At 58.9% G+C, this 25,385-nt stretch carries 25 protein-coding genes; 19 read left to right on the top strand and 6 right to left on the bottom strand.

Annotation, left to right across the window (positions count from 1 at the left end; genetic code table 11):
* Both GJV78_RS09705 and GJV78_RS09700 read left to right on the top strand, forming a co-directional pair.
* Positions 1-369, top strand: coding sequence for a PTS glucitol/sorbitol transporter subunit IIA (locus GJV78_RS09705; RefSeq protein ID WP_155108153.1), 369 nt, complete (start codon positions 1-3; stop codon positions 367-369).
* Positions 370-506: 137 nt separating this feature from the next.
* Positions 507-1,151: a YecA/YgfB family protein gene (locus GJV78_RS09700; RefSeq protein ID WP_155108152.1), complete on the top strand. Its 645-nt coding sequence runs from the start codon at positions 507-509 to the stop codon at positions 1,149-1,151.
* A 72-nt stretch (positions 1,152-1,223) separates the two neighbouring features.
* On the opposite strand, the gene tyrP is transcribed toward GJV78_RS09700, so the two are convergent.
* Positions 1,224-2,435 (bottom strand): tyrosine transporter TyrP, encoded by a 1,212-nt coding sequence (gene tyrP / locus GJV78_RS09695; protein WP_167519490.1) that lies wholly within the window; start codon positions 2,433-2,435, stop codon positions 1,224-1,226.
* A gap of 196 nt (positions 2,436-2,631) precedes the next feature.
* Here tyrP and GJV78_RS09690 point away from each other — a divergent pair, with 196 nt between their 5' ends.
* Positions 2,632-2,871, top strand: coding sequence for a YecH family metal-binding protein (locus GJV78_RS09690; protein ID WP_155108150.1), 240 nt, complete (start codon positions 2,632-2,634; stop codon positions 2,869-2,871).
* Between the two features lie 254 nt (positions 2,872-3,125).
* On the opposite strand, the gene ftnA is transcribed toward GJV78_RS09690, so the two are convergent.
* The gene (gene ftnA, locus GJV78_RS09685; protein WP_155108149.1) at positions 3,126-3,623 is read right to left on the bottom strand and encodes a non-heme ferritin; all 498 of its coding nucleotides are present in this window, start codon (positions 3,621-3,623) and stop codon (positions 3,126-3,128) included.
* A gap of 173 nt (positions 3,624-3,796) precedes the next feature.
* Positions 3,797-4,117: a YecR family lipoprotein gene (gene yecR, locus GJV78_RS09680; RefSeq protein WP_155108148.1), complete on the bottom strand. Its 321-nt coding sequence runs from the start codon at positions 4,115-4,117 to the stop codon at positions 3,797-3,799.
* 577 nt (positions 4,118-4,694) lie between these two features.
* Between yecR and GJV78_RS09675 the strand changes: the two genes are divergently transcribed.
* Positions 4,695-5,333 carry an RpiB/LacA/LacB family sugar-phosphate isomerase gene (locus tag GJV78_RS09675; protein WP_155108147.1) on the top strand — a complete coding sequence of 213 codons (639 nt, stop codon included), beginning with the start codon at positions 4,695-4,697 and terminating at the stop codon, positions 5,331-5,333.
* A gap of 89 nt (positions 5,334-5,422) precedes the next feature.
* Here the strand turns inward: GJV78_RS09675 and GJV78_RS09670 are convergent, their stop codons facing one another.
* Entirely contained in the window at positions 5,423-6,847 is a 1,425-nt protein-coding gene (locus GJV78_RS09670; RefSeq protein WP_155108146.1) for an MFS transporter, read from the bottom strand.
* A gap of 212 nt (positions 6,848-7,059) precedes the next feature.
* On the opposite strand from GJV78_RS09670, the gene azuC reads away from it, so the two are divergent.
* Positions 7,060-7,143, top strand: coding sequence for a stress response protein AzuC (azuC, locus tag GJV78_RS09665; RefSeq protein ID WP_155108237.1), 84 nt, complete (start codon positions 7,060-7,062; stop codon positions 7,141-7,143).
* Positions 7,144-7,458: 315 nt separating this feature from the next.
* Here the strand turns inward: azuC and GJV78_RS09660 are convergent, their stop codons facing one another.
* On the bottom strand, positions 7,459-7,962 hold the full coding sequence (locus tag GJV78_RS09660; protein WP_155108236.1) for a non-heme ferritin-like protein: 504 nt from the start codon (positions 7,960-7,962) through the stop codon (positions 7,459-7,461).
* Between the two features lie 1,097 nt (positions 7,963-9,059).
* Here GJV78_RS09660 and otsB point away from each other — a divergent pair.
* Together otsB and otsA are read left to right on the top strand one after the other, a co-directional pair.
* The gene (otsB, locus tag GJV78_RS09655; protein ID WP_167519488.1) at positions 9,060-9,863 is read left to right on the top strand and encodes a trehalose-phosphatase; all 804 of its coding nucleotides are present in this window, start codon (positions 9,060-9,062) and stop codon (positions 9,861-9,863) included.
* Positions 9,838-11,244: an alpha,alpha-trehalose-phosphate synthase gene (otsA, locus tag GJV78_RS09650; RefSeq protein ID WP_155108145.1), complete on the top strand. Its 1,407-nt coding sequence runs from the start codon at positions 9,838-9,840 to the stop codon at positions 11,242-11,244. The genes otsB and otsA overlap by 26 nt, the downstream gene beginning before the upstream one ends.
* Positions 11,245-11,250: 6 nt before the next feature.
* Here the strand turns inward: otsA and uspC are convergent, their stop codons facing one another.
* Positions 11,251-11,679: a universal stress protein UspC gene (gene uspC, locus GJV78_RS09645; protein ID WP_155108144.1), complete on the bottom strand. Its 429-nt coding sequence runs from the start codon at positions 11,677-11,679 to the stop codon at positions 11,251-11,253.
* A 778-nt stretch (positions 11,680-12,457) separates the two neighbouring features.
* Here uspC and flhD point away from each other — a divergent pair.
* The 12 genes from flhD to tar all read left to right on the top strand — a co-directional run bounded on the left by flhD (position 12,458) and on the right by tar (position 25,316).
* A complete protein-coding gene (flhD, locus tag GJV78_RS09640; protein WP_167519487.1) occupies positions 12,458-12,808 on the top strand; it encodes a flagellar transcriptional regulator FlhD in 351 nt (116 codons plus the stop codon).
* Between the two features lie 3 nt (positions 12,809-12,811).
* Entirely contained in the window at positions 12,812-13,390 is a 579-nt protein-coding gene (gene flhC / locus GJV78_RS09635; protein ID WP_155108142.1) for a flagellar transcriptional regulator FlhC, read from the top strand.
* Positions 13,391-13,515: 125 nt separating this feature from the next.
* Entirely contained in the window at positions 13,516-14,403 is an 888-nt protein-coding gene (gene motA, locus GJV78_RS09630) for a flagellar motor stator protein MotA (RefSeq protein ID WP_167519486.1), read from the top strand.
* The gene (gene motB, locus GJV78_RS09625; RefSeq protein WP_155108141.1) at positions 14,400-15,329 is read left to right on the top strand and encodes a flagellar motor protein MotB; all 930 of its coding nucleotides are present in this window, start codon (positions 14,400-14,402) and stop codon (positions 15,327-15,329) included. The genes motA and motB overlap by 4 nt, the downstream gene beginning before the upstream one ends.
* Before the next feature lie 4 nt (positions 15,330-15,333).
* Positions 15,334-17,391, top strand: coding sequence for a chemotaxis protein CheA (cheA, locus tag GJV78_RS09620; RefSeq protein WP_167519485.1), 2,058 nt, complete (start codon positions 15,334-15,336; stop codon positions 17,389-17,391).
* Between the two features lie 19 nt (positions 17,392-17,410).
* The gene (gene cheW, locus GJV78_RS09615; protein WP_155108140.1) at positions 17,411-17,914 is read left to right on the top strand and encodes a chemotaxis protein CheW; all 504 of its coding nucleotides are present in this window, start codon (positions 17,411-17,413) and stop codon (positions 17,912-17,914) included.
* A gap of 426 nt (positions 17,915-18,340) precedes the next feature.
* Complete coding sequence (locus GJV78_RS09610) at positions 18,341-18,910, top strand: Csu type fimbrial protein (protein WP_155108139.1); 570 nt, start codon at positions 18,341-18,343, stop codon at positions 18,908-18,910.
* Between the two features lie 87 nt (positions 18,911-18,997).
* The gene (locus GJV78_RS09605; RefSeq protein ID WP_456237475.1) at positions 18,998-19,465 is read left to right on the top strand and encodes a Csu type fimbrial protein; all 468 of its coding nucleotides are present in this window, start codon (positions 18,998-19,000) and stop codon (positions 19,463-19,465) included.
* Between the two features lie 16 nt (positions 19,466-19,481).
* Entirely contained in the window at positions 19,482-20,240 is a 759-nt protein-coding gene (locus GJV78_RS09600; protein WP_155108137.1) for a fimbrial biogenesis chaperone, read from the top strand.
* The gene (locus GJV78_RS09595) at positions 20,216-22,603 is read left to right on the top strand and encodes a fimbria/pilus outer membrane usher protein (protein WP_155108136.1); all 2,388 of its coding nucleotides are present in this window, start codon (positions 20,216-20,218) and stop codon (positions 22,601-22,603) included. Before GJV78_RS09600 ends, GJV78_RS09595 begins: the two co-directional genes overlap by 25 nt.
* Complete coding sequence (locus tag GJV78_RS09590; protein WP_155108135.1) at positions 22,603-23,568, top strand: Csu type fimbrial protein; 966 nt, start codon at positions 22,603-22,605, stop codon at positions 23,566-23,568. Before GJV78_RS09595 ends, GJV78_RS09590 begins: the two co-directional genes overlap by 1 nt.
* Before the next feature lie 80 nt (positions 23,569-23,648).
* Positions 23,649-25,316: a methyl-accepting chemotaxis protein II gene (gene tar / locus GJV78_RS09585; protein WP_155108134.1), complete on the top strand. Its 1,668-nt coding sequence runs from the start codon at positions 23,649-23,651 to the stop codon at positions 25,314-25,316.
* Positions 25,317-25,385 lie beyond the last annotated feature (69 nt).

Genomic DNA, 25,385 nt, shown 5'->3' with positions numbered 1-25,385 from the left:
ATGGCGGAATCCCTGTATCACCTGGAGATTATCTCTGTCGGCCGGTTTGTTGCGCGCGCTTTGCAGCAGCAGAGGCTTATTCTGTTCGCAGACCCTGTACCGGCGGCTATTGCCGATTACTGCGCCGTGCATCGTCCCGGAAAATTAAGCGGCGCTCTGCTCCCGGGGCTGCATATAAAAATCAATGAGTCGGTCCGGCAGATCACCGCCGTCGGCAGCGTCGCGACGGCTAATCTGCAGCGGCTGGGGCATATTACGTTAAGTTTTAATGGTGCCGCTGAGGCGGAGCTACCCGGTACGGTGCACCTGAGCGGGCCGACGCCGGCAACGATCCTCCCTGGCGATCGAATCACTATCTGTCGTCGCTAAGATAAGCGTGCCCGCATTGGCTTTCCCGCCGCCCGTTATGCCGTTCTGTGAACTGCGGGCGGCGCAACAGGTATCCGTTATCCCCTCTGCCATGTAAGATGGGCGCTGGCACGTCTATTTCACTGAGGAAAAGCGTTATGAAAACGGGACCGTTAAACGAAAGCGAGCTTGAGTGGCTGGACGAAGTACTGACGAAATACAATACGGAATATGCCATTCTGGACGTCGCCGAGCTGGATGGTTTACTTACCGCCGTGCTCAGCGCCCCCGAATACATTGCACCGGAGCAGTGGCTGGACGCCGCGTGGGGCGGGCCGCAGCATGTGCCACGCTGGTCCTCTGCGGAAGAGAAGCAGCGCTTTACCGCGCTGGCGCTTCAGCATCGGGACGACACCGCCGAGCGGCTGAACGACTTTCCGGAGCAGTACGCGCCGCTGTTCGGGCTGCGTGAAATCGACGGCCGCGAAATCGAAATTGTGGAAGAGTGGTGCTTTGGCTATATGCGCGGCGTGGCGCTTTCAGACTGGTCGGCGCTGCCTGACGCTCTGCGGCCGGCGCTGGAGGCCATCGCGCTGCACGGCAGCGAGGAGAACTTCGAGCGTCTCGACAGGCTGTCGCCGGAGGCATTTGCGCAGAGCGTGGACGCCATTCGCCAGGCGGTGCTGGATCTGCACGCATACTGGATGGCGTACCGACAGGCGTTGTCGGATGTCAGATCGGATCGGGATGAACCCTGCCCGTGCGGCAGCGGCAAGAAATATAAGCAGTGCTGCCTGCACTGACTGCAACCACGGCACCTGACCTGAAGCGGGCAACGGAACGGCGTCCGACGGTGGGACGCCGTCTGCCCCTTCTTAACCCACCTGCGGCAACAGCCCGGCGGCAATGCCACACTGGACGCCGATGGCCCCAATGCCGCAGACAAACACCACCGCTAATGCCGGCGCGCCGCCCGCCACGCGGTAGTTCGCCTGCGGATTGTGCTTGCGGCTTCGCCACGCCAGCAGGGCCGGGAGCAACAGCGCCAGCACCGCCAGCGCTACCCCCGCATAGCCCAGCGCCATAACAAACCCGCGCGGATAGAAAATAGCAAACGCCAGCGGCGGCAGGAAGGTTATCAGCCCGGTCTGCAGGCGACCGCCCGGTGAATTGCGGCGTTGAAGCAGATCCGCCAGATAATCAAACAGCCCCAGCGCCACGCCGAGGAACGAGGTGGCCAGCGCCAGATCGGCGAACAGATGCACCGCCAGCTCAACGTGCGGCGAGGCGACAACCTCCCTCAGGGCCTGCAGCAGGCCGTTTAACCCGCTGTGGCTGGCCAGCAGCCCGCTAAAAATGGTGGAGTGAATGCTGCCCAGCGTCGCCAGTTGCCAGAAGATATAGGCCACCAGCGGGATAGCGCTGCCAATAATAAAGACCCGGCGCAGCCTGCCCGTGTCGCCGTGGAGATAGCTGATGATGCTCGGTACGCTGCCGTGAAAACCAAACGAGGTGAATATCACCGGGATGGCGGAGAGCGCCAGCCCCTGCTGCAGCGGCAGGGTGAGCAGATTGACGGCGTGCACGTGCGGCATCAGCAGGGCCAGCATCAGCACCAGAAAGATAATTTTGGCGCTGAAGAGAAAGCGGTTGCAGAGATCCACCAGCGAGGTGCCGACGCAAACCACCCCGCCGGCCACAAAGGTGAACAGCAGTGCGCCCGCCTTCGGAGAGACGGAGACCCCGAACCCGTCGCTGAGGCTGGCGGCGATCAGCTCCCCCGCGCCGCTGATGTAGGCGGCGGTAAGGGCGTACATCAGAAACAGCATACTCAGCCCGGTGAGCCACTGACCGTAGCGCCCGAGGTAGCGCTTCGCCAGGGTGCCGAGGCCGGTATCCGCCGGAACGTGCTGGTAGACCTCAAGCAGCAGCAGCGCGGTATAACACATCAGCAGCCATAGCCCAACCAGTAACGCCAGCGTGACGCCGAAGCCGATGCCGGCCGCCGCCAGCGGCATGGCCAGCATACCCGCCCCGATAGTGGTTCCGGCAACGATAAAAATACTTCCCAGGGTTCTGTTTTTCACGCTTTCCTCTGTCCTGGCGTTATACATCAGAGATATCTGCGGCGCAGGGTAAAGGAATCCGCTATTTACGTCAAATGCACGTTACAAATACTGTACATATAACTTTACGGTAAAGGGCCGGCAGGAAACCTGCGTTAGCGCAAAGCGCGGCGCGGCGTTCTCTGTCAGGCTACGGGCTTTATTTTCAGGAGGGGATATGAGTTCCATTCACGGTCACGAAGTATTAAATATGATGATTGAATCCGGCGAGCAGTATTCACACGCCAGCCTCGAAGCGGCGATCGTTGCGCGGTTTGGTGAACAGGCGCGTTTTCACACCTGCTCGGCGTCTGAGCTGACGGCGGGGGAGCTGGTGGCGCTGCTGGCGGCGAAGGGTAAATTTATTCCCCGGGAAGACGGTTTCACCACCCACGAAAGTAAAATTTGCCGCCATTAATAAAAAACGGTGAGGCGTGGCCTCACCGTTGAGACTGATGACAAACCCCAGGCCGAACTTGTTCGGCCATAATCACCACAAAAATAAACAAGGAAAATCAATTCATTGATTTTTGGCTGCTAACCACAAAGAGGGAAAAACCACGTTTTTCCCTCTTTGTCATCAATCAGAACGGTGAGTCGTGGCCTCACCGTTCTGACGTATCACCCGGCCCCAGCGCCTGTACTGACCGCAGGCCGGGGAAACCTCCGGCCTTACTTCTCGCCGTCGAGAGTGGCAAGCTCTTTATCGATAAAATAGAGCCCTTCACCGCTTTTACCCGCCAGGGTTAATTTATCGATAACGGATTTAAATAACTTCTCTTCTTCATGCTGTTCGGCAACGTACCACTGCAGGAAATTAAAGGTTGGATAGTCCTGGCTGGTCATGGCGGCGTGGGCCAGCTCGTTAATTTTTTGGGTAATCAGCTGCTCGTGCTCATAGGTGGTGCGGAATAACTCGTCCAGAGAGTTATATTCGGCAAACGGTGAGGCGACGGTATTAATACGTGGCAGGCTGCCGGTGTCGGTCAGATAGTCGAACAGGCGCTGCATGTGCGACATCTCCTCCTGGGCGTGGCGACGCAAAAAGGCTGCGGCACCCTCAAAGCTGTGGTAGCTGCACCACGCGCTCATCTGCTGATAAAGCAGGGATGAGTATAGCTCCAGGTTCATTTGCTCATTGAGTTTATCAATCATTTCCATTTTAAGCATAGTTGGCTCCGCAGACATTATTTATTCGTAAAGTGGCGTCACTATAATTTGTTATTTAATTATTTGCAAAAGGTAAAATAATAAATACAGAAGATAACAATACGAATGGGAATAAAACGTATTACCGCTTGCGAAATTAAAACCGGTCAGGCAGACCCGGCCGGACGGTGGAATTAACAGGGCGTCGTTTTCGCGCTTCGACACTGCCAGGCGAGGGTGATTTGATGATTCAGACACAGCGGCCCGGCATACAGGCTGCAGGTGGCGACCGGCAGACCAAACGCCAGCGCATCGGCGTAGCCCAGCCGTCGGCACTCGCGGGCGGCGGTGGCATGGGTAACGCAGGTATCGGTTCGTGCGTTTTGCAGCGGCAGCTGGTTATAGGTCAGGCGAACCACGCCGCTGACCGGGCTGACTTCGCTGACCCTCGCCTCTCTGGTGAAGGTACAGCCGGACAGGAAGCATAGAGAAAGCGTAAAGAAAAGAATTTTCATAATAACACCCTGCATGATCGGTGACGGACAATTCTAACGCTGTCCCGGCTGAATCAATGGCCCGAATAGCTGGCTATACCCGTCATACTTCAATCTGCATGTGCGTTGGCTACGGGTTACTCGTCTCATCCATGAGACTCGCCCTGACGGGCCGCCGCTGCGCGGCGTTCAAATCTGCTCCCGACAGATTTGTCACTCACCCCGGTCACAGTGTTTGCTATGCTCCCGGAGATGAATGAGGGACATCCCTGTCCCTCACCGAAGGTGACCTGCGGTCGGGCAAATTCGTTCCTGACGAATTTGTCGCTCGCTTGCCGCGTGATTCGGCCTGAGGCCTCACCCCTTCGGGGCCAGCGCTACGGCTGTTCAAAACGCGCTGCGTTTTGTCATGCAACTCGAATTATTTAGGGTATAAATTGTGACGACCGATTCCAACGGCGGCAAAAGTGTGAGGCTCTTTCAAATTTATAAAACTATTTTTCAGTAAATTTGAAATCATGTTTATGTCGTAGTAATGTTGCCTGAACGTTATGACTCACGGCGGGGATCTCCCCCAGCGCATTCAGGAGAAAAGAGAATGAAAATTGCACTGATGATGGAAAACAGCCAGGCCGGCAAAAACGCCATCGTTCATAAGGAACTCAGGGCGGTTGCGGATGAGAAAGGCTTCCCGGTGTTTAACGTCGGGATGAGCGATGAGAACGACCATCATCTGACCTATATTCATCTGGGCATTATGGCCAGCATTCTGCTGAACGCCCGGGCGGTTGACTTTGTCATTACCGGCTGCGGCACCGGCCAGGGGGCGCTGATGTCCCTGAACATCCATCCGGGCGTGGTGTGCGGCTACTGTATCGATCCGGCCGACGCCTTCCTGTTTGCCCAGATCAACAACGGCAACGCGCTCTCCTTACCGTTTGCCAAAGGCTTTGGCTGGGGCGCGGAGCTGAACGTACGCTTTATTTTCGAAAAAGCGTTCACCGGCCGCAGCGGCGAGGGCTATCCGCCGGAGCGTAAAGAGCCGCAGGTGCGCAATGCGGGCATCCTGAACCAGGTGAAAGCGGCGGTGGTGAAAGAGAACTATCTCGATACCCTGCGCGCTATCGATCCTGAACTGGTGAAAACCGCCGTTTCCGGCCCGCGCTTCCAGCAGTGCTTCTTTGATAACTGCCAGGATAAAGAGATTGAAGCCTTCGTGCGCGAAATCCTCGCCTGATCTCTCCCTCCCGCTTCAGGCTGCATGTGACTCGTCTTATCCCTGAGCCGCTGTACAGTCCGGGATAGTAACGGCCGCTGGATTGGCCGTTACGTTTTCTTCGCCGAAACCGCGCTGCCCGCGCTCTTCGTCAGCCGCAGCGTATCCACCATTCCCACCAGACAGATCAGCGCGATAACCACGAAGGCGAGGCGAAAGCTGATGCCCGGAATGGCGGAGATATCCAGCCAGTCGCTGACCGCAGCCCCGACGCGGATGCCGATGGCCCCCAGCGAAATCCCCAGCCCTACCGCCAGCTGCGTGGCGGTGCTGAACAGCGTGTTGGCGTAGCTCATCTGCTCCGGAGGAACGTCGGCAAAGGCCAGCGTACTGACGCCGGTAAACTGGATGGAGCGGAACACCCCGCCCAGGTAGAGTACCAGCAGAATTGCCCAAACCGGGGTGCCGGGAGTCAGTAGCGCGCAGGCCAGCAGCGTCAGCACGTTCAGCGCGCCGTTAATCAACAGCAGCTTTTTAAAGCCCAGCCAGCGGATCAGCGGCGTGGTGGCGGGCTTAATGGTCAGATTGCCGACGAACACCGCCAGCACCAGCGAACCGGCCTGAAAGGCGTTCATGCCAAAGCCGACCTGGAACATCAGCGGCAGCAAAAAGGGCACCGCGCTGATGGAGGCGCGAAACAGCGAGCCACCGTACATCGTGACGCGAAAGGTCGGCACCCGCATCGCTTCCAGGCGAATCATCGGATGGCTGGCGCGCTGAAAATGGCGCAGGGCGAACAGAAGGGCGAGCGCACCGGGCACCAGCAGGCCGACGATAAGCCAGCCCTGGGGCCGCTGTGCGCCCATCAGCTCCATGGCGTAGACCAGGCTGACCATCGCAACCGAGGTGGACAGGAAGCCGGGCAGGTCAAAGGGGCGGCGGGTATTATCTTTAATATCGGGAATGATGCGCAGGGCCAGCGCCATGGCCAGCAGGCCCAGCGGTACATTGATAAAGAAGATCCAGCGCCAGTTCGCGTAGCTGGTGATAAAGCCGCCGAGCGGCGGCCCGATAATGGGGGCCACCAGCGCGGGCCAGGTCAGGGTGGCGATAGCGGTAATAAGCTGCGGTTTTGGCGTGGTGCGTAGCACCGCCAGGCGGCCGACCGGCACCATCAGCGCGCCGCCGACCCCCTGCAGGATCCGCATCGCCAGGAAAGTCATCAGATTGCCGGAAAGGCCGCACAGCACCGAGGCGAGGGTAAATATCGCCAGCGCAAGGGTGAAGATCCTGCGCGCGCCAAAGCGGTCGGCAATCCAGCCGCTGGCCGGAATGAGCACCGCCAGGGTGATCAGATAGGCGCTGATGCCAATATTGAGATCGACCGCCTCAACGCCGAAGCTCCTGGCCATCTCCGGCAGCGCGGTGGCAATCACCGTGCCGTCGATAAACTCCATAAAGAACGCCCCGGCGACCAGCAGCGCGGCGGGGGAAAGTCCGCCCTGTCGGGGCTTAACGGCTATTTTTTCACGCATAGTTAACTTGCCATATCAAAAAAAATTTAAAATTTCAGCGAAAACTGTAAAAGCGTATCTTATTGATTTAAAAAAGCAGAGACGAAAAAGTGCAGCTATTGTAGAGAAAATAAAACGTGACCTGTATCACGAAATACTTGATCTGTGTGATTCAGATCATATTATGTGCCTACAAAAAGTGACGCCTGCCTGATTGTTTAACGGAGCCTAATATGAAGCTGCGCAAGATCCTGAAAAGCATGTTTGAAAGCTACTGCAGAACCTTTAAAGATGTCCCGCCGGGAGCCATGTTCTGATAAAAAATCGGCTCCGCCGGTTTTTTCATCGCCAGCACCGGCAACATTTTCCCCCGCGTCTGGGCTGCTGAGACGCAGAACGTTAGCCGCCTCGCTCATTGTCTCACCGCTTTCGCCGCCGGGCGCGTAACACCGGCCGCCGGCTTATACAGGGCGAGGCTATCGCCAGGGGGCCGGGAACCGGCGCGGGCGGGCAGGAGCCATAAAAATAGACCTCTGTTTCAAAAATGGAAACTCTTTTTGCGTCTCTCGCGAAGAAGGGGAGGAAAGGGGCTGGGGGCTAAGGCGCTACCCGCGGGCGGGCAGCGCAGGACGTTAGTGCGGACGATGGCTCGCCATGCTCAGCAGGCGCTGGTCGGTCTGGGCCAGGCAAAGCCCCGCCCGTTTTGCGCGGCGCACTTCCTCCAGCAGCGTTTGCAGTAGCAGGCCGTTCTGCTGCTGCTCGACTTCGAGGTTATGCAGAAAATTAAAGGTTGCAGCATCGCTCATTGCGCTGGCCTCATCGGCCAGCCGGGAGAGCGTATCGGCGCGTTGGCGGAAATCTTCCAGCGTCTTCTGGAACAGCTCCTCCAGCGAGTTTAGCTCCCCGCCGCTTACTTCAAAGGCTTTTACCACCGGGTTAGCCCCGACGCTTTTCATAAAATTGAACATGCGCATCATCTGGGTCACATTGCTTTGCGCCTGGGCGCGCAGCAGGACGGCGGTGCCGCTCAGGCTGTGCTCGGAACACCATTCGCTCAGGTGCAGATACAGATTGGACGCATGAAATTCGAGATTCATTTGTGCATTAAGCTTATAAACAAAACCGACGTCGGCCATCATAGTGTCCTTAACTATCCGTCATAAAGGGGAGGAGATACCCGTCATACTGTAAAGCTGCCTGCCCGTTGGCTGCGCCTGTGCTCAGAAGCTATGCAGAGTCGGTGCTGACCCGTTTATCGCTTGCCGTCTGTTTCTGGCTGGTGGCCTCATCCCCTGGGACGGCCCGGCGGCTTTTCAGAATAGGTTGCGCAGCGTCATGCAGCCTCATTGACTCAGGGGCTGGAATTAAATTTTCCATGTCTCTGCAAGGTTTAGCAGGTTATTCAGGTTCCGCCACTTTTCACCGGCTGGCTTTCAGATAAACTGCCTTAAAATTCGCGATGAATTTATTTTTAAGAAAATGCTTATTTTGTTTTTTATCGTATGAGAAGAGGGGTAAATGCCGCATTTGGCGCATCATCTTTAATAGATTTTGATTTTAATAGACTGATTTATAATAATTTATTATTTTTTAATGGTTTCTTACAAACTGGCGAATATTTTTTATCTGTTAGCCTTGCCACCAATCTCATTAACCTTCTGATCCGTCCGCAATTGCCAAAAACTTTTCTTTTATTTTCTCACTGTTTCTGCAGGTGCAGCATCTGGCCGTTTTTTTTGCAGATCAAACAACCACCGGAAATTATTCTGGCTCGTCGTTAATTACCTGGACGGGGAACCGACTCTACCCGTCATACTTCAGGCCGCCTGGGCGTGGCTCTGGAGGGTAACGCTTTGTGCGCCATGACGACAGCGCGGGAGGGCTTCCCCGACGGGGTGGGGCATCGGAAAAGTCCCATATATGGCGGTCCGCAGGGTGATGATTACCCGCCGTCATTATCCTGATTCTGTTGAATTTTTCGTCGCCCATGCGGCAGGTGGGCGGCGGATAAGGCCGCTGGCGGCAGCGGTTTGCCGGCGATGCGCAGGCAAATAGCCGCCCGTGGCGCAGAATCCGGGCCGCCGATTTTTATCGCTGCCACTCCGGCCGCCGCTGCCCGCGCGCGCTGGCGACCTCCTCAGCGGATGGCGGGCGTAGTCACACTGGCTATACTTACATGCGTTATACAGTGCGATCCGCGCGCTGCTGTTAAAACCATAAGGAGGATAACCGGGTGGCAGAACCGTTAACCGTAATCCCTGATTTATCCGCAAATTATGCTTATTTTTTCGATCTGGACGGAACCCTGGCCGCGATCCAGCCGCAGCCCGACCAGGTGGTTGTGCCTCAGAAGATCCTTTCACTGCTTCATCGCCTGGCAGAGCACAATGCCGGCGCGCTCGCCTTGATTTCAGGGCGCTCAATGGCCGAACTTGACGCGCTGGCGAAGCCGTTTCGCTTCCCGCTTGCCGGCGTGCATGGTGCAGAGCGCCGCGACATCAATGGCAGGACGCAGGTGGTGCAACTGCCTGCGGAGCTGAAGCGCGAGGTTAGCGCGCGGCTGCACGCCGGGATGGCGGGGCTGGATGGCATCCGGCTGGAGGTAAAAGGCATGGCCTTTGCGCTGCACTATCGTCAGGCCCCGCAGCATGAGGCGATCCTGCAGGCGCTGGCCCGGCGCATAACCCAACGCTGGCCACAGCTGGCGCTACAGCAGGGGAAATGCGTCGTGGAGATCAAGCCCGCCGGTGCCAGCAAAGGCGAAGCCATCGCCGCCTTTATGCAGGAAGCCCCCTTTGCTGGCCGGGTCCCCCTCTTTTTTGGCGATGATTTAACCGATGAAAATGGCTTCAGCGTGGTTAACCGCCTCGGCGGCCTCTCCGTCAGGGTGGGGGAGGGAGAGACCCAGGCGAAATGGCGGCTGGCTGGCGTGCCGGAAGTCTGGCACTGGCTGGAGTGCGTAGTAAATCCACAACAAAAACAAAAAGTAATGAATGACAGGAGTGAAGGCTATGGGTCGTTTAGTCGTAGTATCTAATCGAATTGCCCCCCCGGATAATAAAGCCAGCGCCGGTGGCCTGGCGGTCGGCGTGCTGGGCGCGCTGAAAGCGGCGGGCGGGCTGTGGTTCGGCTGGAGTGGCGAACTGGGAAACGAGGAGCGACCGTTGCAGGAGGTGACCCGGGGCAACATTACCTGGGCGTCCTTTAACCTGAGCGAACAGGATTATGAGGAGTATTACAACCAGTTCTCCAACGCCGTCTTATGGCCGGCCTTTCACTATCGCCTCGATCTGGTGGCATTCCAGCGTCCTGCCTGGGAGGGATATCTGCGGGTTAACGCGCTGTTAGCCGACAAGCTTCTGCCGCTGCTGAAAGAGGATGACATCATCTGGGTGCATGATTATCACCTGCTGCCTTTTGCCAGCGAGCTTCGCCGCCGCGGCGTGAATAACCGTATCGGCTTCTTCCTGCATATTCCTTTCCCGACGCCGGAAATTTTTAACGCGCTGCCGCCGGCGGAGACGCTGCTTGAGCAGCTGTGTGATTTCGATCTGCTGGGGTTTCAGACCGAAAACGATCGTCAGGCCTTTCTGGAAAGCCTCGCCAGCCAGTCCGGGGTGACCGACCAGAACGATCGCCAGCATTCGGCCTGCGGCAAGACCTTCCGCACCGACGTTTATCCTATCGGCATCGAGCCGGAGGAGATTGCCCGCCAGGCGGCCGGTCCGCTGCCGCCGAAGCTGGCGCAGCTGAAAGCCGAGCTGAAAAACGTTAAAAATATCTTTTCAGTGGAGCGGCTGGACTACTCGAAAGGGCTACCGGAACGCTTCCAGGCCTACGAGGCCCTGCTGGAAAATTATCCAGAGCACCGCGCTAAAATTCGCTACACGCAGATCGCCCCGACCTCCCGCGGGGAGGTGCAGGCCTATCAGGACATCCGGCATCAGCTTGAGACGGAGGCGGGGCGTATTAACGGCAAGTATGGCCAGCTGGGCTGGACGCCGCTTTTCTGGCTGAACCAGCATTTTGACCGCAAGCTGCTGATGAAGATTTTCCGTTACTCTGACGTAGGGCTGGTTACGCCCCTGCGCGACGGGATGAATCTGGTTGCCAAAGAGTACGTGGCGGCCCAGGACCCGGCGAACCCCGGCGTGCTGGTGCTGTCGCAGTTCGCCGGGGCGGCCAACGAGCTTACCTCCGCGCTGATCGTGAACCCTTACGATCGCGACGAGGTGGCCGCCGCGCTCAATCGCGCCTTAACCATGCCGCTTGCCGAGCGGATATCGCGCCACGCGGAGATGCTGGATATTATCGTTAAAAATGATATTCATCGCTGGCAGGAGCGCTTTATTGACGATCTCAGACAGATCCCCCCGCGCGGCGAAGAGGGCCTCCGGCAGACCCACGCGGTCTCCTGATACGGGCTAATCGCCCGCCAGCGCAACCAGCAGCACGTCCGCCTGGCTTGAACTGACCACGCTTTTCGCCGAGCAGGAGGCTCGCGAAAAGAAGCTGTGGTTGTGATTGCCGCAAACCACCAGATCGACATCGTGTTTGCGGCACACGTTCAGAACATGCTCGCTCAATTCCCCATAGCAAATGAACGTCTGCCCGACAGGGTAGTCCGCCTTTTCAATGAGCTTATCGAGAAAGATCCGTGTCTCTTCATGCATCACTTCGCGGATATTTTCCAGCATCGGCCCGGCGAAGTGGTTATAGAGTTCCGGATCGGCGGCAAGTGTAATCAGGCTGATGCGGGCGTTGAGGGGGCGGGCGATAGTGATGGCCTTTTCCAGCAGCCGCTGGCTTTCAGGAGCCACGGCCACGGCGACGAGAAGATGGGTATAGCGCATATCTCGCTCCTGGTTGAGGGTAACAATCTGATGCGTTGATGCAGCACTACTCCTTTTTGCTTATAAGTGCAACGTTCAGTACCACGAAAAAGATGTTGTCAGCTCCGGGGATTAATTAATTTTGTTAATGATTTAACGCTTATTTCAGCAGCAGGCATATGTGAATTTGTAAGAATTAAAGAGTTTTTATTCAACGCGGAAATGAATACCTATTAAATTCACAAGATAAATTAAACTGTGCTGTTTAATAATCCTGATGTATTTATTCCTGCTATTGTTATGTAAATTATTGTTTATTAAATAAAACAATGAAATAGCGTCTGAAAAACAGATTAAAGTGCGGTAATGGTTTCTTTGAGGAGATTTTAGTCAACATAAATTGTTGCTATTCTGCTCTCTCCCGTAGAAGTGGGGAAAAAAATAGCGCGACTGGTTGAAAAACAGGCAAAATAACAGTGGGCCTGATGGTTTTGAACGGATAATTTAATATGTTTTTGTGATTCATGTCACATATATTTCACCTTTATAGCGCGGTTTTATTGTATGTATCCAGACTGACGGGTAGAGTTGCGTCGAATTAGGAAAAATCTTAGTTATTTGTAAGAAAGAATTAAGGTGGATGTACTTCGTTACCGGCAACGTCAGGCGATGCGACGTCACGCTTTGGTTTGATTAATTCTAACTGCTTCATTTAGTTAAATTTTCCGGGTTTTCCGGCAACATCACGGGGTGCGGTTTACCGCATTAAAAATAAAGTTGGTTATTCTGGATGAGAATAATGCACACATCCGAACTGCTGAAACACATTTATGACATCAATTTGTCGTATTTACTTCTTGCACAGCGTCTGATTGCACAGGACAAAGCGTCCGCGATGTTTCGTCTCGGTATTGATGAAGAGATGGCCAACACCTTAGGCGCGTTGACCCTGCCGCAGATGGTAAAGCTGGCTGAAACCAATCAGCTTGTCTGCCACTTTCGCTTTGACAACCATCAGACAGTTACCCGTCTGACCCAGGATTCACGGGTCGACGATTTACAGCAAATTCACACCGGCATCATGCTTTCCACGCGGCTGCTGAACGAAGTGAATCGCGGCGGAGAAGCTACCCGTAAAAAAAGGGCCTGAGCGATGAGTGAGAAAAGTATTGTGCAGGAAGCACACGATATCCAGCTGGCAATGGAGTTGATCACTCTGGGTGCCCGTTTGCAAATGCTGGAAAGTGAAACGCAGTTAAGCCGCGGCCGGCTCATCAGACTGTATAAAGAGCTGCGCGGCAGCCCTCCGCCGAAAGGTATGCTGCCTTTTTCCACCGACTGGTTTATGACCTGGGAGCAGAATATTCATGCTTCCATGTTCTGCAACGTCTGGCAGTTTCTGCTGAAAACCGGCCTGTGCAGCGGCGTGAACGCGGTGATTAAAGCCTATCGCCTCTATCTTGAACAGTGCCCTCAGGCGGCAGAAGGGCCGGTGCTGGCGCTGACCCGCGCCTGGACGCTGGTGCGATTTGTGGAAAGCGGGCTGCTGCAGCTGTCCGGCTGCAGCAGCTGCGGCGGTAACTTTATCACCCACGCCCACCAGCCGGTGGGGAGCTTTGCCTGCAGTTTATGCCAGCCGCCGTCCCGCGCCGTAAAAAGGCGTAAACTTTCCCGGGAAGCTGCCGATATTATTCCACAACTGCTGGATGAACAGATCGAACAGGCTGTTTAACCGATACGGTGTGGATGAGTCCCTCCAGCAGCGGTAAGCCATTACCGCTGCTTTTTTTTATCCCGCTATCGCGTTATCGCCCCGACCGTTTATCCGGCCATGATTAACAGTGGAAGGATGATGTCGTGCTTATCGTAATAGGTTACCTGGTCGTTATTGGTACAGTACTCGGCGGTTATATGATGACCGGCGGCCACCTTGGGGCACTCTATCAACCCTCTGAGCTGATTATTATCGGCGGCGCGGGCGTTGGGGCGTTTATCGTCGGCAATAACGGCAAGGCGATCAAAGGAACGCTGAAGGCCCTGCCAATGCTGTTTCGCCGGTCGAAATACACCAAAGATATCTATATGGATCTGCTGGCGCTGCTCTATCGTCTGATGGCTAAATCGCGCCAGCAGGGCATGTTTTCGCTGGAGCGGGATATTGAAAACCCGCAGGAGAGCGAGATTTTTTCCGGCTATCCGCGCATTCTGGCCGACGCCATGATGCTGGAGTTTATTACCGACTATCTGCGTCTGATCATCAGCGGCAATATGAACACCTTCGAGATTGAAGCGCTGATGGACGAAGAGATTGAAACCCATGAGCATGAAGCGGAAGTGCCGGCCAGCAGTCTTGCTGCGGTTGGGGACTCGCTGCCGGCGTTCGGCATCGTCGCGGCGGTGATGGGGGTGGTACACGCGCTGGCGTCAGCCGACAGGCCGGCGGCGGAGCTGGGGGCGCTGATCGCCCACGCGATGGTCGGCACCTTCCTCGGCATTCTGCTGGCCTACGGTTTTATCTCACCGCTCGCCAGCGTACTGCGCCAGAAAAGCGCGGAAACCACCAAAATGATGCAGTGCGTGAAGGTCACGCTGCTCTCCAGCCTCAATGGCTACGCGCCGCCCATCGCCGTTGAATTTGGACGTAAAACCCTTTACTCCAGCGAGCGCCCTTCGTTCACAGAGCTGGATGAACACGTCCGCGCGGTAAAAAATCCGGCCCAGCAGACGACGACTGAGGACGCATGAAGAACCAGAACCATCCTATCGTCGTGGTTAAGCGGCGTAAGTCAAAAGGGCACGGCGACGGTGCGCACGGTTCCTGGAAGATCGCCTATGCCGACTTTATGACGGCGATGATGGCCTTTTTCCTGGTGATGTGGCTGATCTCCATCTCCAGCCCAAAGGATCTGGTTCAGATCGCCGAGTATTTCCGCACGCCGCTGGCGACGGCGGTCACCGGCGGCAGCCGTATTTCACACGATAACAGCCCGATCCCCGGCGGCGGCGACGACCACGCCAGGCAGGAGGGGGAGGTCAAAAAGCAGCCCAATATCGACCTGCTGAAAAGACGCCTGGAACAGAGCCGCCTGAGTAAGCTGCGCGGCGATCTCGATCAGCTGATTGAGTCCGACCCAAAGCTGCGCGCCCTGCGTCCGCATCTGAAAATCGACCTCGTTCGGGAAGGGCTGCGCATCCAGATTATCGACAGCCAGAACCGGCCAATGTTTAAGATCGGCAGCGCGGAGGTAGAGCCATACATGCGCGATATTCTGCGCGCGATTGCGCCGGTGCTGAACGGCATCCCTAACCGCATCAGCCTCTCCGGTCATACCGACGATTATCCCTATGCCAACGGTGAGCGGGGCTACAGCAACTGGGAGCTGTCCGCCGATCGCGCCAACGCCTCGCGCCGCGAGCTGGTGATCGGCGGGCTGGACGATGGAAAAATGCTACGTGTGGTCGGTATGGCCGCCACGATGCGCTTAAGCGATCGTGGCCCCGACGACGCGATAAACCGCCGTATCAGTCTGCTGGTGCTTAACCGGCAGGCGGAAGAGGCGATATTGCATGAAAACGCTGAAAGCCAGAATGAGCCGGTAAGTGTATTACAACAGCCTGCGGAGAGTTCGCAGGCAAGCGTTCCCACATCGCCACCAGCCAATCCGAGGTGATAGCGTGAGCATGGACATTAGCGATTTTTATCAGACATTTTTTGATGAGGCTGACGAGCTGTTGGCTGACATGGAGCAGCATCTGCTCGATCTGGTGCCGGAGGCACCGGACGCCGAGCAGATGAACGCCATCTTCCGCGCGGCCCATTCCATTAAGGGCGGCGCGGGGACCTTCGGTTTTACCATCTTGCAGGAGACCACGCACCTGATGGAGAACCTGCTGGATGAGGCCCGACGCGGCGAAATGCAGCTGAATACCACTATTATTAACCTGTTTTTGGAAACGAAAGATATTATGCAGGAACAGCTTGATGCCTATAAAAGCTCAGAAGAGCCGGATGCCGCAACCTTCGAATACATCTGTAGCGCCCTGCGCCAGCTGGCCCTGGAGGCGAAAGGCGAAACTGCCCCTGCGGTAACCAGCGGCGTCAGGCTGAGCGTCGTGGAAGAGGAGACGCCGGAGGCGGAGAGCGCCGAAAGCGCCGCCGAACGACCGGCACCGGAGCGGCTGCGAATTGTGCTCTCCCGCCTGAAGGCGAGCGACGTCGACCTGCTGGAGGAGGAGCTGGGCAACCTGGCGACCCTGACGGAGGTGGTCAAAGGCCCCGATTCGCTGTCGGCGACCCTCGACGGCAGCGTAGCGGAAGAGGACATCATCGCCGTACTCTGCTTTGTGATTGAGGCCGATCAAATCGCCTTTGAAAAGGTAGCCGCCGATGCCCCGGCCCCCCAGTTGGCAGCAGAATCTGGATCTGAACCGGAACCGGCGGCAATGCCGGTGGCGCAGCCCCAGGCCGCTGTGCCGGCGGCGAAAGGGCGTCCCGGCGAGGCGCGCGGCGGGCGCGGCGATCGCGAAAAGCCGGCCCGCAGCAGTGAATCCACCAGCATCCGCGTGGCGGTGGAGAAGGTCGATCAGCTGATCAACCTGGTCGGCGAGCTGGTGATCACCCAGTCGATGCTGGCGCAGCGCTCCAGCGCGCTGGACCCCGTCAACCACGGCGACCTCATTACCAGCATGGGACAACTGCAGCGTAACGCCCGGGATCTGCAGGAGTCGGTGATGTCGATCCGCATGATGCCAATGGAGTACGTGTTCAGCCGCTTCCCCCGGCTGGTGCGCGACCTGGCGGGCAAGCTCGGCAAACAGGTCGAACTGACGCTGGTGGGCAGCTCGACAGAGCTGGATAAGAGCCTGATTGAGCGCATTATCGATCCGTTAACGCACCTGGTGCGCAACAGCCTCGATCACGGCATTGAGCTGCCGGAAAAACGCCTTGAGGCCGGCAAGAATAGCGTTGGCAACCTGATCCTCTCCGCCGAGCACCAGGGAGGCAATATCTGTATTGAAGTGACCGACGACGGCGCGGGGCTGAACCGGGAGCGTATCCTGGCCAAGGCCATCGCTCAGGGAATGGCGGTTAACGAAAATATGACCGACGACGAGGTCGGAATGCTGATCTTCGCGCCGGGTTTCTCCACCGCCGAGCAGGTGACCGACGTCTCCGGGCGCGGCGTTGGCATGGACGTGGTGAAGCGTAACATCCAGGAGATGGGCGGCCACGTTGAGATCCAGTCGAAGCAGGGGGCCGGCACCACCATCCGGATCCTGCTGCCGTTGACCCTGGCGATCCTTGACGGCATGTCCGTGCGGGTGGCCGACGAAGTCTTTATCCTGCCGCTGAACGCGGTGATGGAATCACTGCAGCCCCGTGAAGAGGATCTGCATCCGCTGGCGGGGGGCGAGCGGATGCTGGAAGTGCGCGGCGAATACCTGCCGCTGGTGGAGCTGTGGAAAGTCTTTGACGTGGACGGCGCGAAAACTGAGGCCACCCAGGGCATTGTCGTGATCCTGCAGAGCGCCGGACGCCGCTATGCGATGCTGGTCGATCAGCTTATCGGCCAGCATCAGGTGGTGGTTAAAAACCTGGAGAGCAACTACCGCAAGGTGCCAGGCATTTCCGCCGCCACGATTCTGGGAGACGGCAGCGTCGCGCTGATCGTCGATGTCTCTGCGCTGCAGGGGCTAAACCGCGAACAACGTATGGCGATCACCGCCGCCTGAATGAGTAAGAAGGAAAAATATGACCGGTATGACTAATGTAACCAAACTGGCCGGCGAACCGTCAGGCCAGGAGTTCCTGGTATTTACGCTGGGGGACGAAGAGTACGGCATCGATATTCTGAAGGTGCAGGAGATCCGCGGCTACGATCAGGTCACGCGTATCGCCAACACCCCGGACTTTATCAAGGGAGTTACCAACCTGCGCGGCGTCATTGTGCCGATTGTCGATCTGCGGGTGAAGTTCTGCGAAGGGGAGGTGGAGTATAACGACAACACCGTGGTGATTGTGCTTAACCTTGGGCAGCGGGTGGTGGGGATCGTGGTCGACGGCGTGTCGGACGTACTCTCCCTGACCGCCGAGCAGATCCGCCCGGCACCGGAGTTCGCCGTGACGCTCTCCACCGAGTACCTGACCGGCCTGGGCGCGCTGGGCGATCGGATGCTGATTCTGGTCAACATCGAAAAGCTGCTTAACAGCGATGAAATGGCGCTGCTGGATATTGCCGCGTCGCACGTTGCCTGACCTTATCTTCCGGCCCGCCCCGCGCGGGCCGGACCTTCTGAGCCCTGTGCTCTGTTCCATCCCCCGCTGATTTACCGTACCCCGCTTTCCGTTTTCCGCCGTCTGCGTCGGCCACCCCTGGCCGAACGGCATCGGCCATTCGCTGGTTTTTTACCTGTCAGGGCTTTGCTTTGTGATTTTTATCACATAAAAAAGCGATATATCTTTGTTTTCCCGACAGAAATTTCCGCTTCCTAGATGTTAACTAAATGATGTAAATAGTGTTTTTATGTAAATAATGCATTGGCTCTATTTTGCAGCGCGGCGGTGGTTGATCTGCTGTCTATAAACTAAATTTCTGATTATCTGCTCGTTTTATCCGGTCTGCGCCCTTTGCACCCGCTGGCGCTGGCGTCTACCGAACGCGGGATTGTTGGAGATGAAGTCATGAACAGAATTTATCAACTGCTGGGAACGGCTGGCCTGGCGCTGCTGCCGGTCGCGTTCGCCTCTGCGGTGACCAGCAATGGCACCATCGGGGTGACGCTGACGCTGACCAACGGCTGCCTGATTAACGGCTCCCCCAGCCAGAACGGCATTAACTTCGGTACCCTGAATTTTGGCACCCATCCCGCGACTTTTTCTGAACTGACTACCCAACTGACCGGCGCGACCGGCGGCAACACCTTCGCTATCCAGTGCACCACGGCGAGTTACACGGTGCAGATCGTCGGCAACGCCAACACCACCGCGCCGACGCAGGTGGTTGGCACCACCGGCACGCCCCCGCGCTACCTGGTGAATGCGGCCAATCCTGCCCAGGGCGTCGCCTACAGCCTCTACAGCGACAGCGGATTCAGCAACGTCATCGCCAACAACACGCCGATTCCAAAAGCGTCCACCACGTCGGGAGTGGACAACTACACCCTGTACGGGCGTATTCAGGGCGGAGGCAACAGCGTCACCGTGGTTCCCGGCACCTACACCGACACCATTAACGTCAGCGTAATTTACTGACGGTCAACCCCAATGAGCCGCTTTTTGACGGGCCTCCTGCGCGGAGGTGGGGCGCGGCTACGCCTTTTTTCAGGCGCGCTGGGGCTGATGGCGCTGCCGGCGCTGGCGGTGACCAGCCAGTCGTTTCAACTGAGCGCCATCGTCACGCCGGGGTGTTTAGTCACCACCGGCAGCGGCGGCGCGCTGGGGACGCTCAATTTCGGCAGCTTCAGCGGTGCTGACAGCCGCCAGGTCAGCGCCAGCTTTGTGCCCAATGCCTCCCTGTCGCTCGCCTGTACGCCCGGCGTGGCGCTCAGCATGAGCATTGACGGCGGGAGCTATTACGCCACCCAGCGCAATATGCAGCGTACCGGCGGCAGCGAGCGGGTGCCCTATCGGCTCTACAGCGCCGCCTCGCTGGCGGCGAACAGTGAGATCGGCATTAACCAACCGGTGTCGGTGAGCATCGGCGATAGCAACGCTATTGCGCTGCCGATCTTCGGTGTCGCCACCCTGACCGGCCTCAGTCCGGCGGGAAATTATACCGACAGGCTTACCGTGACCCTGTCATGGTAGCAAAGGGAGAAGGGCAATGAAGAGTAAGAGAACAACGTGGGGAGCGATATTGGCCCTGAGCGGGGCGCTGTTTGTCCAGGGAGCGCACGGCGCGGCAACCATTCTGCTGTGGCCTATCGATCCCTGGCTGGCGGCCGACAGCCGCGCCGGCGAGCTGTGGCTGCAAAATCAGGGGAACGAGGCGGTCACCATGCAGGTGCGCATTGTGCGCTGGCGGCAGGAGGAGGGTTTCGAGCGCTACCAGAACCAGCAGGAGGTGGTGGCCAGCCCGCCGATTGTACGCATTGAAAAAGGCAGCAAACAGCTTATCCGGCTTATTAAGCAGAGCGCCATTCCCGCCGGAACGGAGCAGGCCTGGCGGATTGTCGTCGATGAAATTCCCCGTCCGGAGGACGGGGCCGCGCCGCAGATGGGGCTGAAGGTGCAGATGCGCTACTCTCTGCCGCTGTTCGCCTATGGCGAGGGGATCCCGACGTGGCCGGCGGGGGAGCATCCCGCCAGGGCGGACGTGTCGCAGCTGCGCTGGCGGGTGGTGCGGGCGGAGGGCGTGCCGCAGCTGGAGGTGCGCAACGGGGGCAAAGTGCACGTACGCCTGAGCAATGTGTCGCTACGGCAGGGCGGGGCGCAGCATTCGATGGCGGAAGGGCTGCTTGGCTACGTGCTGCCCGGAAGCTATCGCCGCTGGCCGCTGCCAGCCGGCGTCACGCAGCCTGACGGTATCACCGCGGCAATTAATACCCAGGACGGCAAATGGTTGTCCGGTCCCGCCCGCTGAGCGGCATCGTGATGAGCCTGCTGCTCTCCTGCGCCAGCCTGTGCCGCGCCATGCCCGGCGACGATACGCTGCCGCCGCCGCCCGACGCCCGCGTCATCGGCGAGCAGGCGGTGTTCCACCTGACGCTGACCATCAACCACTACGACACCGGGCTGGTGGTGCCGGTCATCCGCCGCGACAATGCGTTCTATGTCGCCAGCGGCGATCTGCAGCGCGCGGGCATTCCGGCGGAGCATCTCCCGGCGGGAGAGGTCAACGTCTCGCAGCTGGCGCAGGTTAAAGCCGACTATGACAGCAGCGGCCAGCGTCTTTTGCTCTCCACCCCGCGCGACTGGCTGCCCGAACGGAGGGTGACGTTTAACGACGAGACGCCGCCGGAGGGGGCCCGCCACGGCAGCGGCGCGCTGCTCAACTACGATTTCTATACCCGCCGGGACGACGACGGCGACGTGCAGGCTTCGCTCTGGCACGAGCTGCGATTTTTCAGCGATCCCGGCACGCTTTCCAGCAACGGCTACTTTCGCCGCAGCCTGAGCGGCGATGACGATCGGCAGGCGGGCTACGTCCGCTATGACACCGTGTTTACCGCCACGCACGAAGAGGACGCCACCCGCTGGCAGGTGGGGGATGTTATCAGCGACGCCCTGAGCTGGAGCACCAGCGTGCGGGTTGGCGGTCTCTCCTGGGGGCGGGATTTTTCACTGCGCCCGGATCTGGTCACCTGGCCGCTGCCGACCTTCTCCGGCGAAGCGGCGGTGCCAACGGCGGTGGATCTGTTTATTAACGGCTACCGCACCGGGTCGACCAGCCTGCAGCCCGGCCCTTTTACCCTGACCAATCTGCCGTGGATCAACGGTGCCGGAGAGGCGGTGCTGGTCACCCGTGACGCGCTCGGCAGGCAGGTGAGCACCACGCTGCCGTTCTACGTCGCCAGCAGCCTGCTCAGGCCCGGCATCAGCGACGGTGCCGTCACGCTCGGCGCGCTGCGGCGCAACTACGGGATCGATAACGTCGACTACGGCCCGATGGTCGGCAGCGCCACCTGGCGTCACGGGGTGACGGAGGCTCTGACTCTGGAAGCCCACGGCGAAGGGGCGGCGTCGCTGGCGCTGGGCGGGGGCGGGGCGCTGGTGAAGCTTGGCCGCTTCGGCGTGGTCAACGGTGCCTGGACGGAGAGCCGGATGCGGGGAGAGGGCGGTCACCAGCTCGACTGGGGCTATCAGTACAGTACGACGGCTTACAGCCTCGCCACCCAGCACAGCCGCCGGGAGCGCGGGTTCGGCAACCTGGCGCTCTATGACCAGACAACGTCCGTCGACCAGCGGGACCCGCCGCTGGTCTCCCTGAGCCAGCGCAGCGATCGCTACTCGCTCTCCTTTTCGATGGGGACGCTGGGAAATATCGGCGCTGCGTGGATTGATATCCGCAGCTTCGATGCGCAAAAAACCGGGCTGCTGAACCTCTCCTGGAGCCGCGGCCTGTGGGGCGGTTCCAGTATCTATCTTGCCGCCAGCCGCGACGACGCGCAGGGCGACTGGACCCTGGCGATGTCGCTGCAGATCCCGCTGGGGGAGCGCGATAGCGCGGCCGTCAGCATCGAGCGCACGCCCGATGCCGGGCAGACTCAGCGTATCAACTACAGCCACGCGATGCCGAGCGACGGCGGCTTTCGCTGGGATCTGGCGTGGGCGCGCCAGTCGCAGGCGCGTAGCTATCAGCAGGGCACTCTGGGCTGGCGTAACGGCAGCGTGGAGCTGCAGGGCGGCGGCTACGGCGAAAGCGACGCCATGACCTGGTGGGGAGAGGCGATGGGCGCGCTGGTGCTGATGGACGGCCAGCTGTTCACCGCCAATAAAATTAACGACGCCTTCGCGGTGGTCAGCACCGGCGGCCACCCCGGCGTGCCGGTGAACTATGAAAATCAGCCGGTCGGCAAAACCAACGCCCAGGGCTATCTGCTCATCAGCGGCGTGTCGGCCTACTACCCGGCCAGCTACAGCATTAATACGCTTAATCTGCCCGCCGATACCCGGCTGAAGGAGAGCGAACGGCGGGTAGCCCTGCGCCGGCAGAGCGGCTACCTGGTGGATTTCCCGATGACCCAGGCGCGGGTCGCCAGCGTTATTCTGCATGATGAAAACGGCAGGCCGCTGCCGGTTGCCAGCCAGGTGAGCCGGGCGCAGCATCCGCCTGCGGTGGTGGGCTATGACGGCATTGTCTGGCTGGAGGAGCTTGCTGAGGTCAATCCGCTGCAGGCCACTACCCCGGACGGCAGGCGCTGCCGGACGAGCTTTACGCTTCCCGCCAATCCGCAGCACCGGCTGCAGACCCTGGGACCTTTCACCTGTCGGAGCGGCGGCTGATGGTTCGCCGGGTGCTGTGGGTGTGGGCGCTGCTGCTGCTGACGCCCGGCGCGTGGGCCGCCTGCAGCACGTCAGCGGCCAGCGCGGCCTTCGGCAGCGTTTCATCGTTTTCGGTCAGCGGCGGCGAACAGGCTACCAGCGCCAGCCTGCTGGTGCAGTGTGACGTGGTGCTTGGCCTGCTCAACAACGATACCATTACCCTCACCCTGACCGGCGCGACGGTCACCGCCAGCGGACGCGCGGCGCTGAAGCGAACCGACAATCCCGCGGTGACGGACGTCATTCCCGTGCGGGTATGCGGGCAGGCCAACTGCCTGAACAACAGCGAAATTGCCGTCAACGGCAGCTATACCTGGAGCGGCAGCGCGCTGTTAGCGCTGCCTGGCTCCTCGCGGTTTACCCTGCCGCTCTGGTTTCGCACCGTCAGCGGCCAGAACGTTAGCGCCGGGCCGTATCAGGTCACGCTTAACTTCAGCCTCTATTACAACGTCTGCCAGATTGGGGGACTGGGGGTGTGCCTCACCCCCCAGACCGGCACGCTGGCGACGACCCTGCAGCTGACCCTGACGGTCACCAACGACTGTATTACTCTCGCCGCGCCGAACGTCAATTTCGGCAGCGCGCCGCTGGCAAAAAGTTTTCCGGCAATCTCGCAGACGGTCACCATCACCTGCACCAAAGGCAGCGCCTATACCGTGGGGATCAACAACGGTAGCTACGCCAGCGGCAGCGTCAGAAATATGGCGAACGGCAGCGCCCGGCTGAGCTATGAGATCTACAAAGGCAGCGGCACCAGCCGCTGGGGAAGCGTCGGCACGGAGCGCTGGGCCAGCAGCGCCTCGTCGACGGTCAGCGGCGACGGCCTGCAGCGCGGCTACGACTATACCGCAAGGATCCTTGCGGGTCAGACCACCCCGCCTGCCGGCACCTATAGCGACACGCTGGTGGTCGATATCGCATTCTGAATAATTTTCCCTTTCTCAAATGTAAAGTTTTTCCTCCGCGTGCCGATAAGCTGAATAATTCGTTTTCAGAAAGGTGCCCTATGTTTAATCGTATCCGTGTCGTCACTCTGCTGATGATAGTGCTTGGAACTTTTGCCCTGATGCAGCTGATTTCCGGCGGGCTGTTATTCTCTTCGCTTCATAAAAACCAGAACATCTTTATTTCGGCCAGCGAAATACGTCAGCAGCAGAGCGAGCTGATATTAATGTGGGAAATGATGCTGCAGACGCGCGTCAACCTGAGTCGTTCATCGGCACGGATGATGATGGATACGACCAACAAGCAGAGCAGCGCGAAGGACGACCTGCTGAACCAGGCGAAAAAGACGCTGGATCAGGCGGCGCGCCACTACGCCATTTTTAATACGCACACCCCACAGCCGGAGATGGCGGAGGGCAACGCCAGGGTGAAGGAGACATATCGGCTGTACCATGCGGCGCTGGCCGAGCTGATCCAGTTCCTGGATAAAGGCAATATGGACGCCTTTTTCGCCCAGCCAACCCAGAAAATGCAGGATGCCCTCAGCGAAGCCTTAAACCACTACGCCGACATGAGCGAAAAACTGTATCGCCAGGCGTTTGACGAAAGCGTGGAGGATTACCATTTCGCCGAGTGGCTGCTGGGCGTGCTGGTCGTGGTGCTGGTGACGGTGCTGCTGGTGGTCTGGTTTGGGCTACGCAAAGCCCTGCTTAACCCCCTGTCGCGCGTCATTGCGCATATCCGGGAGATTGCCGGCGGCAACCTGACCAACTCGCTGAACATTACCGGACGCAATGAAATTGGCGAGCTGGCGTTCAGCGTGTCCCATATGCAGCGCTCGCTGATTGAAACCGTCACCCAGGTGCGGGAAGGCTCAGACGCCATCTACGCCGGCACCAGCGAAATCGCCGCCGGCAACACCGATCTCTCCTCCCGCACCGAGCAGCAGGCGTCGGCTCTTGAAGAGACCGCCGCCAGCATGGAACAGCTGACCGCCACCGTGAAGCAGAACGCCGATAACGCGCGGCAGGCCTCGCAGCTGGCGCAGAGCGCCTCCGATACCGCCCGCCACGGCGGCGAGGTGGTCGACGGGGTGGTGAAAACCATGCATGAAATTGCCGACAGCTCCAAAAAAATCGCCGACATCACCAGCGTCATCGACGGCATCGCCTTCCAGACCAATATCCTGGCGCTGAACGCGGCGGTTGAAGCGGCGCGCGCCGGAGAGCAGGGGCGTGGGTTCGCCGTGGTGGCTGGCGAGGTGCGCAATCTGGCAAGCCGCAGCGCCCAGGCGGCAAAAGAGATCAAAACCTTAATTGAAGACTCCGTCGCCCGCGTCGACACCGGCTCCTCGCAGGTGGAGAGCGCCGGGGAGACGATGACGGATATCGTCAACGCGGTGACCCGCGTCACCGACATTATGGGCGAGATCGCCTCCGCCTCCGATGAGCAGAGCCGCGGTATTGACCAGGTGGCGCTGGCGGTTTCGGAGATGGATCGCGTCACTCAACAGAACGCTTCGCTGGTGCAGGAGTCGGCCGCCGCCGCCGCCGCGCTGGAGGAGCAGGCCAGCCGCCTGACCATGGCGGTATCGGCGTTCCGCCTGGTTTCACCACCGCAGGCAGCCGCGCCGCAATCGGCAGCGCCGCTGGCTTCACGCCAGCGGACGGTAAAGCCGCAGCCGGCACCGCAAAGCGCCGCGCGGGAGGAGGATTGGGAAAGCTTCTGATGGCGCGTTTAAAACACAATGGACTGGAATAACACACCTGTCGACGCCGCAAGGGGCGGCGTCGGTTAT

This window comes from Intestinirhabdus alba (genome assembly GCF_009711095.1).
Taxonomy (GTDB): Bacteria; Pseudomonadota; Gammaproteobacteria; order Enterobacterales; family Enterobacteriaceae; genus Intestinirhabdus; species Intestinirhabdus alba.
This window is presented reverse-complemented; position numbering and strand designations above follow the sequence as displayed.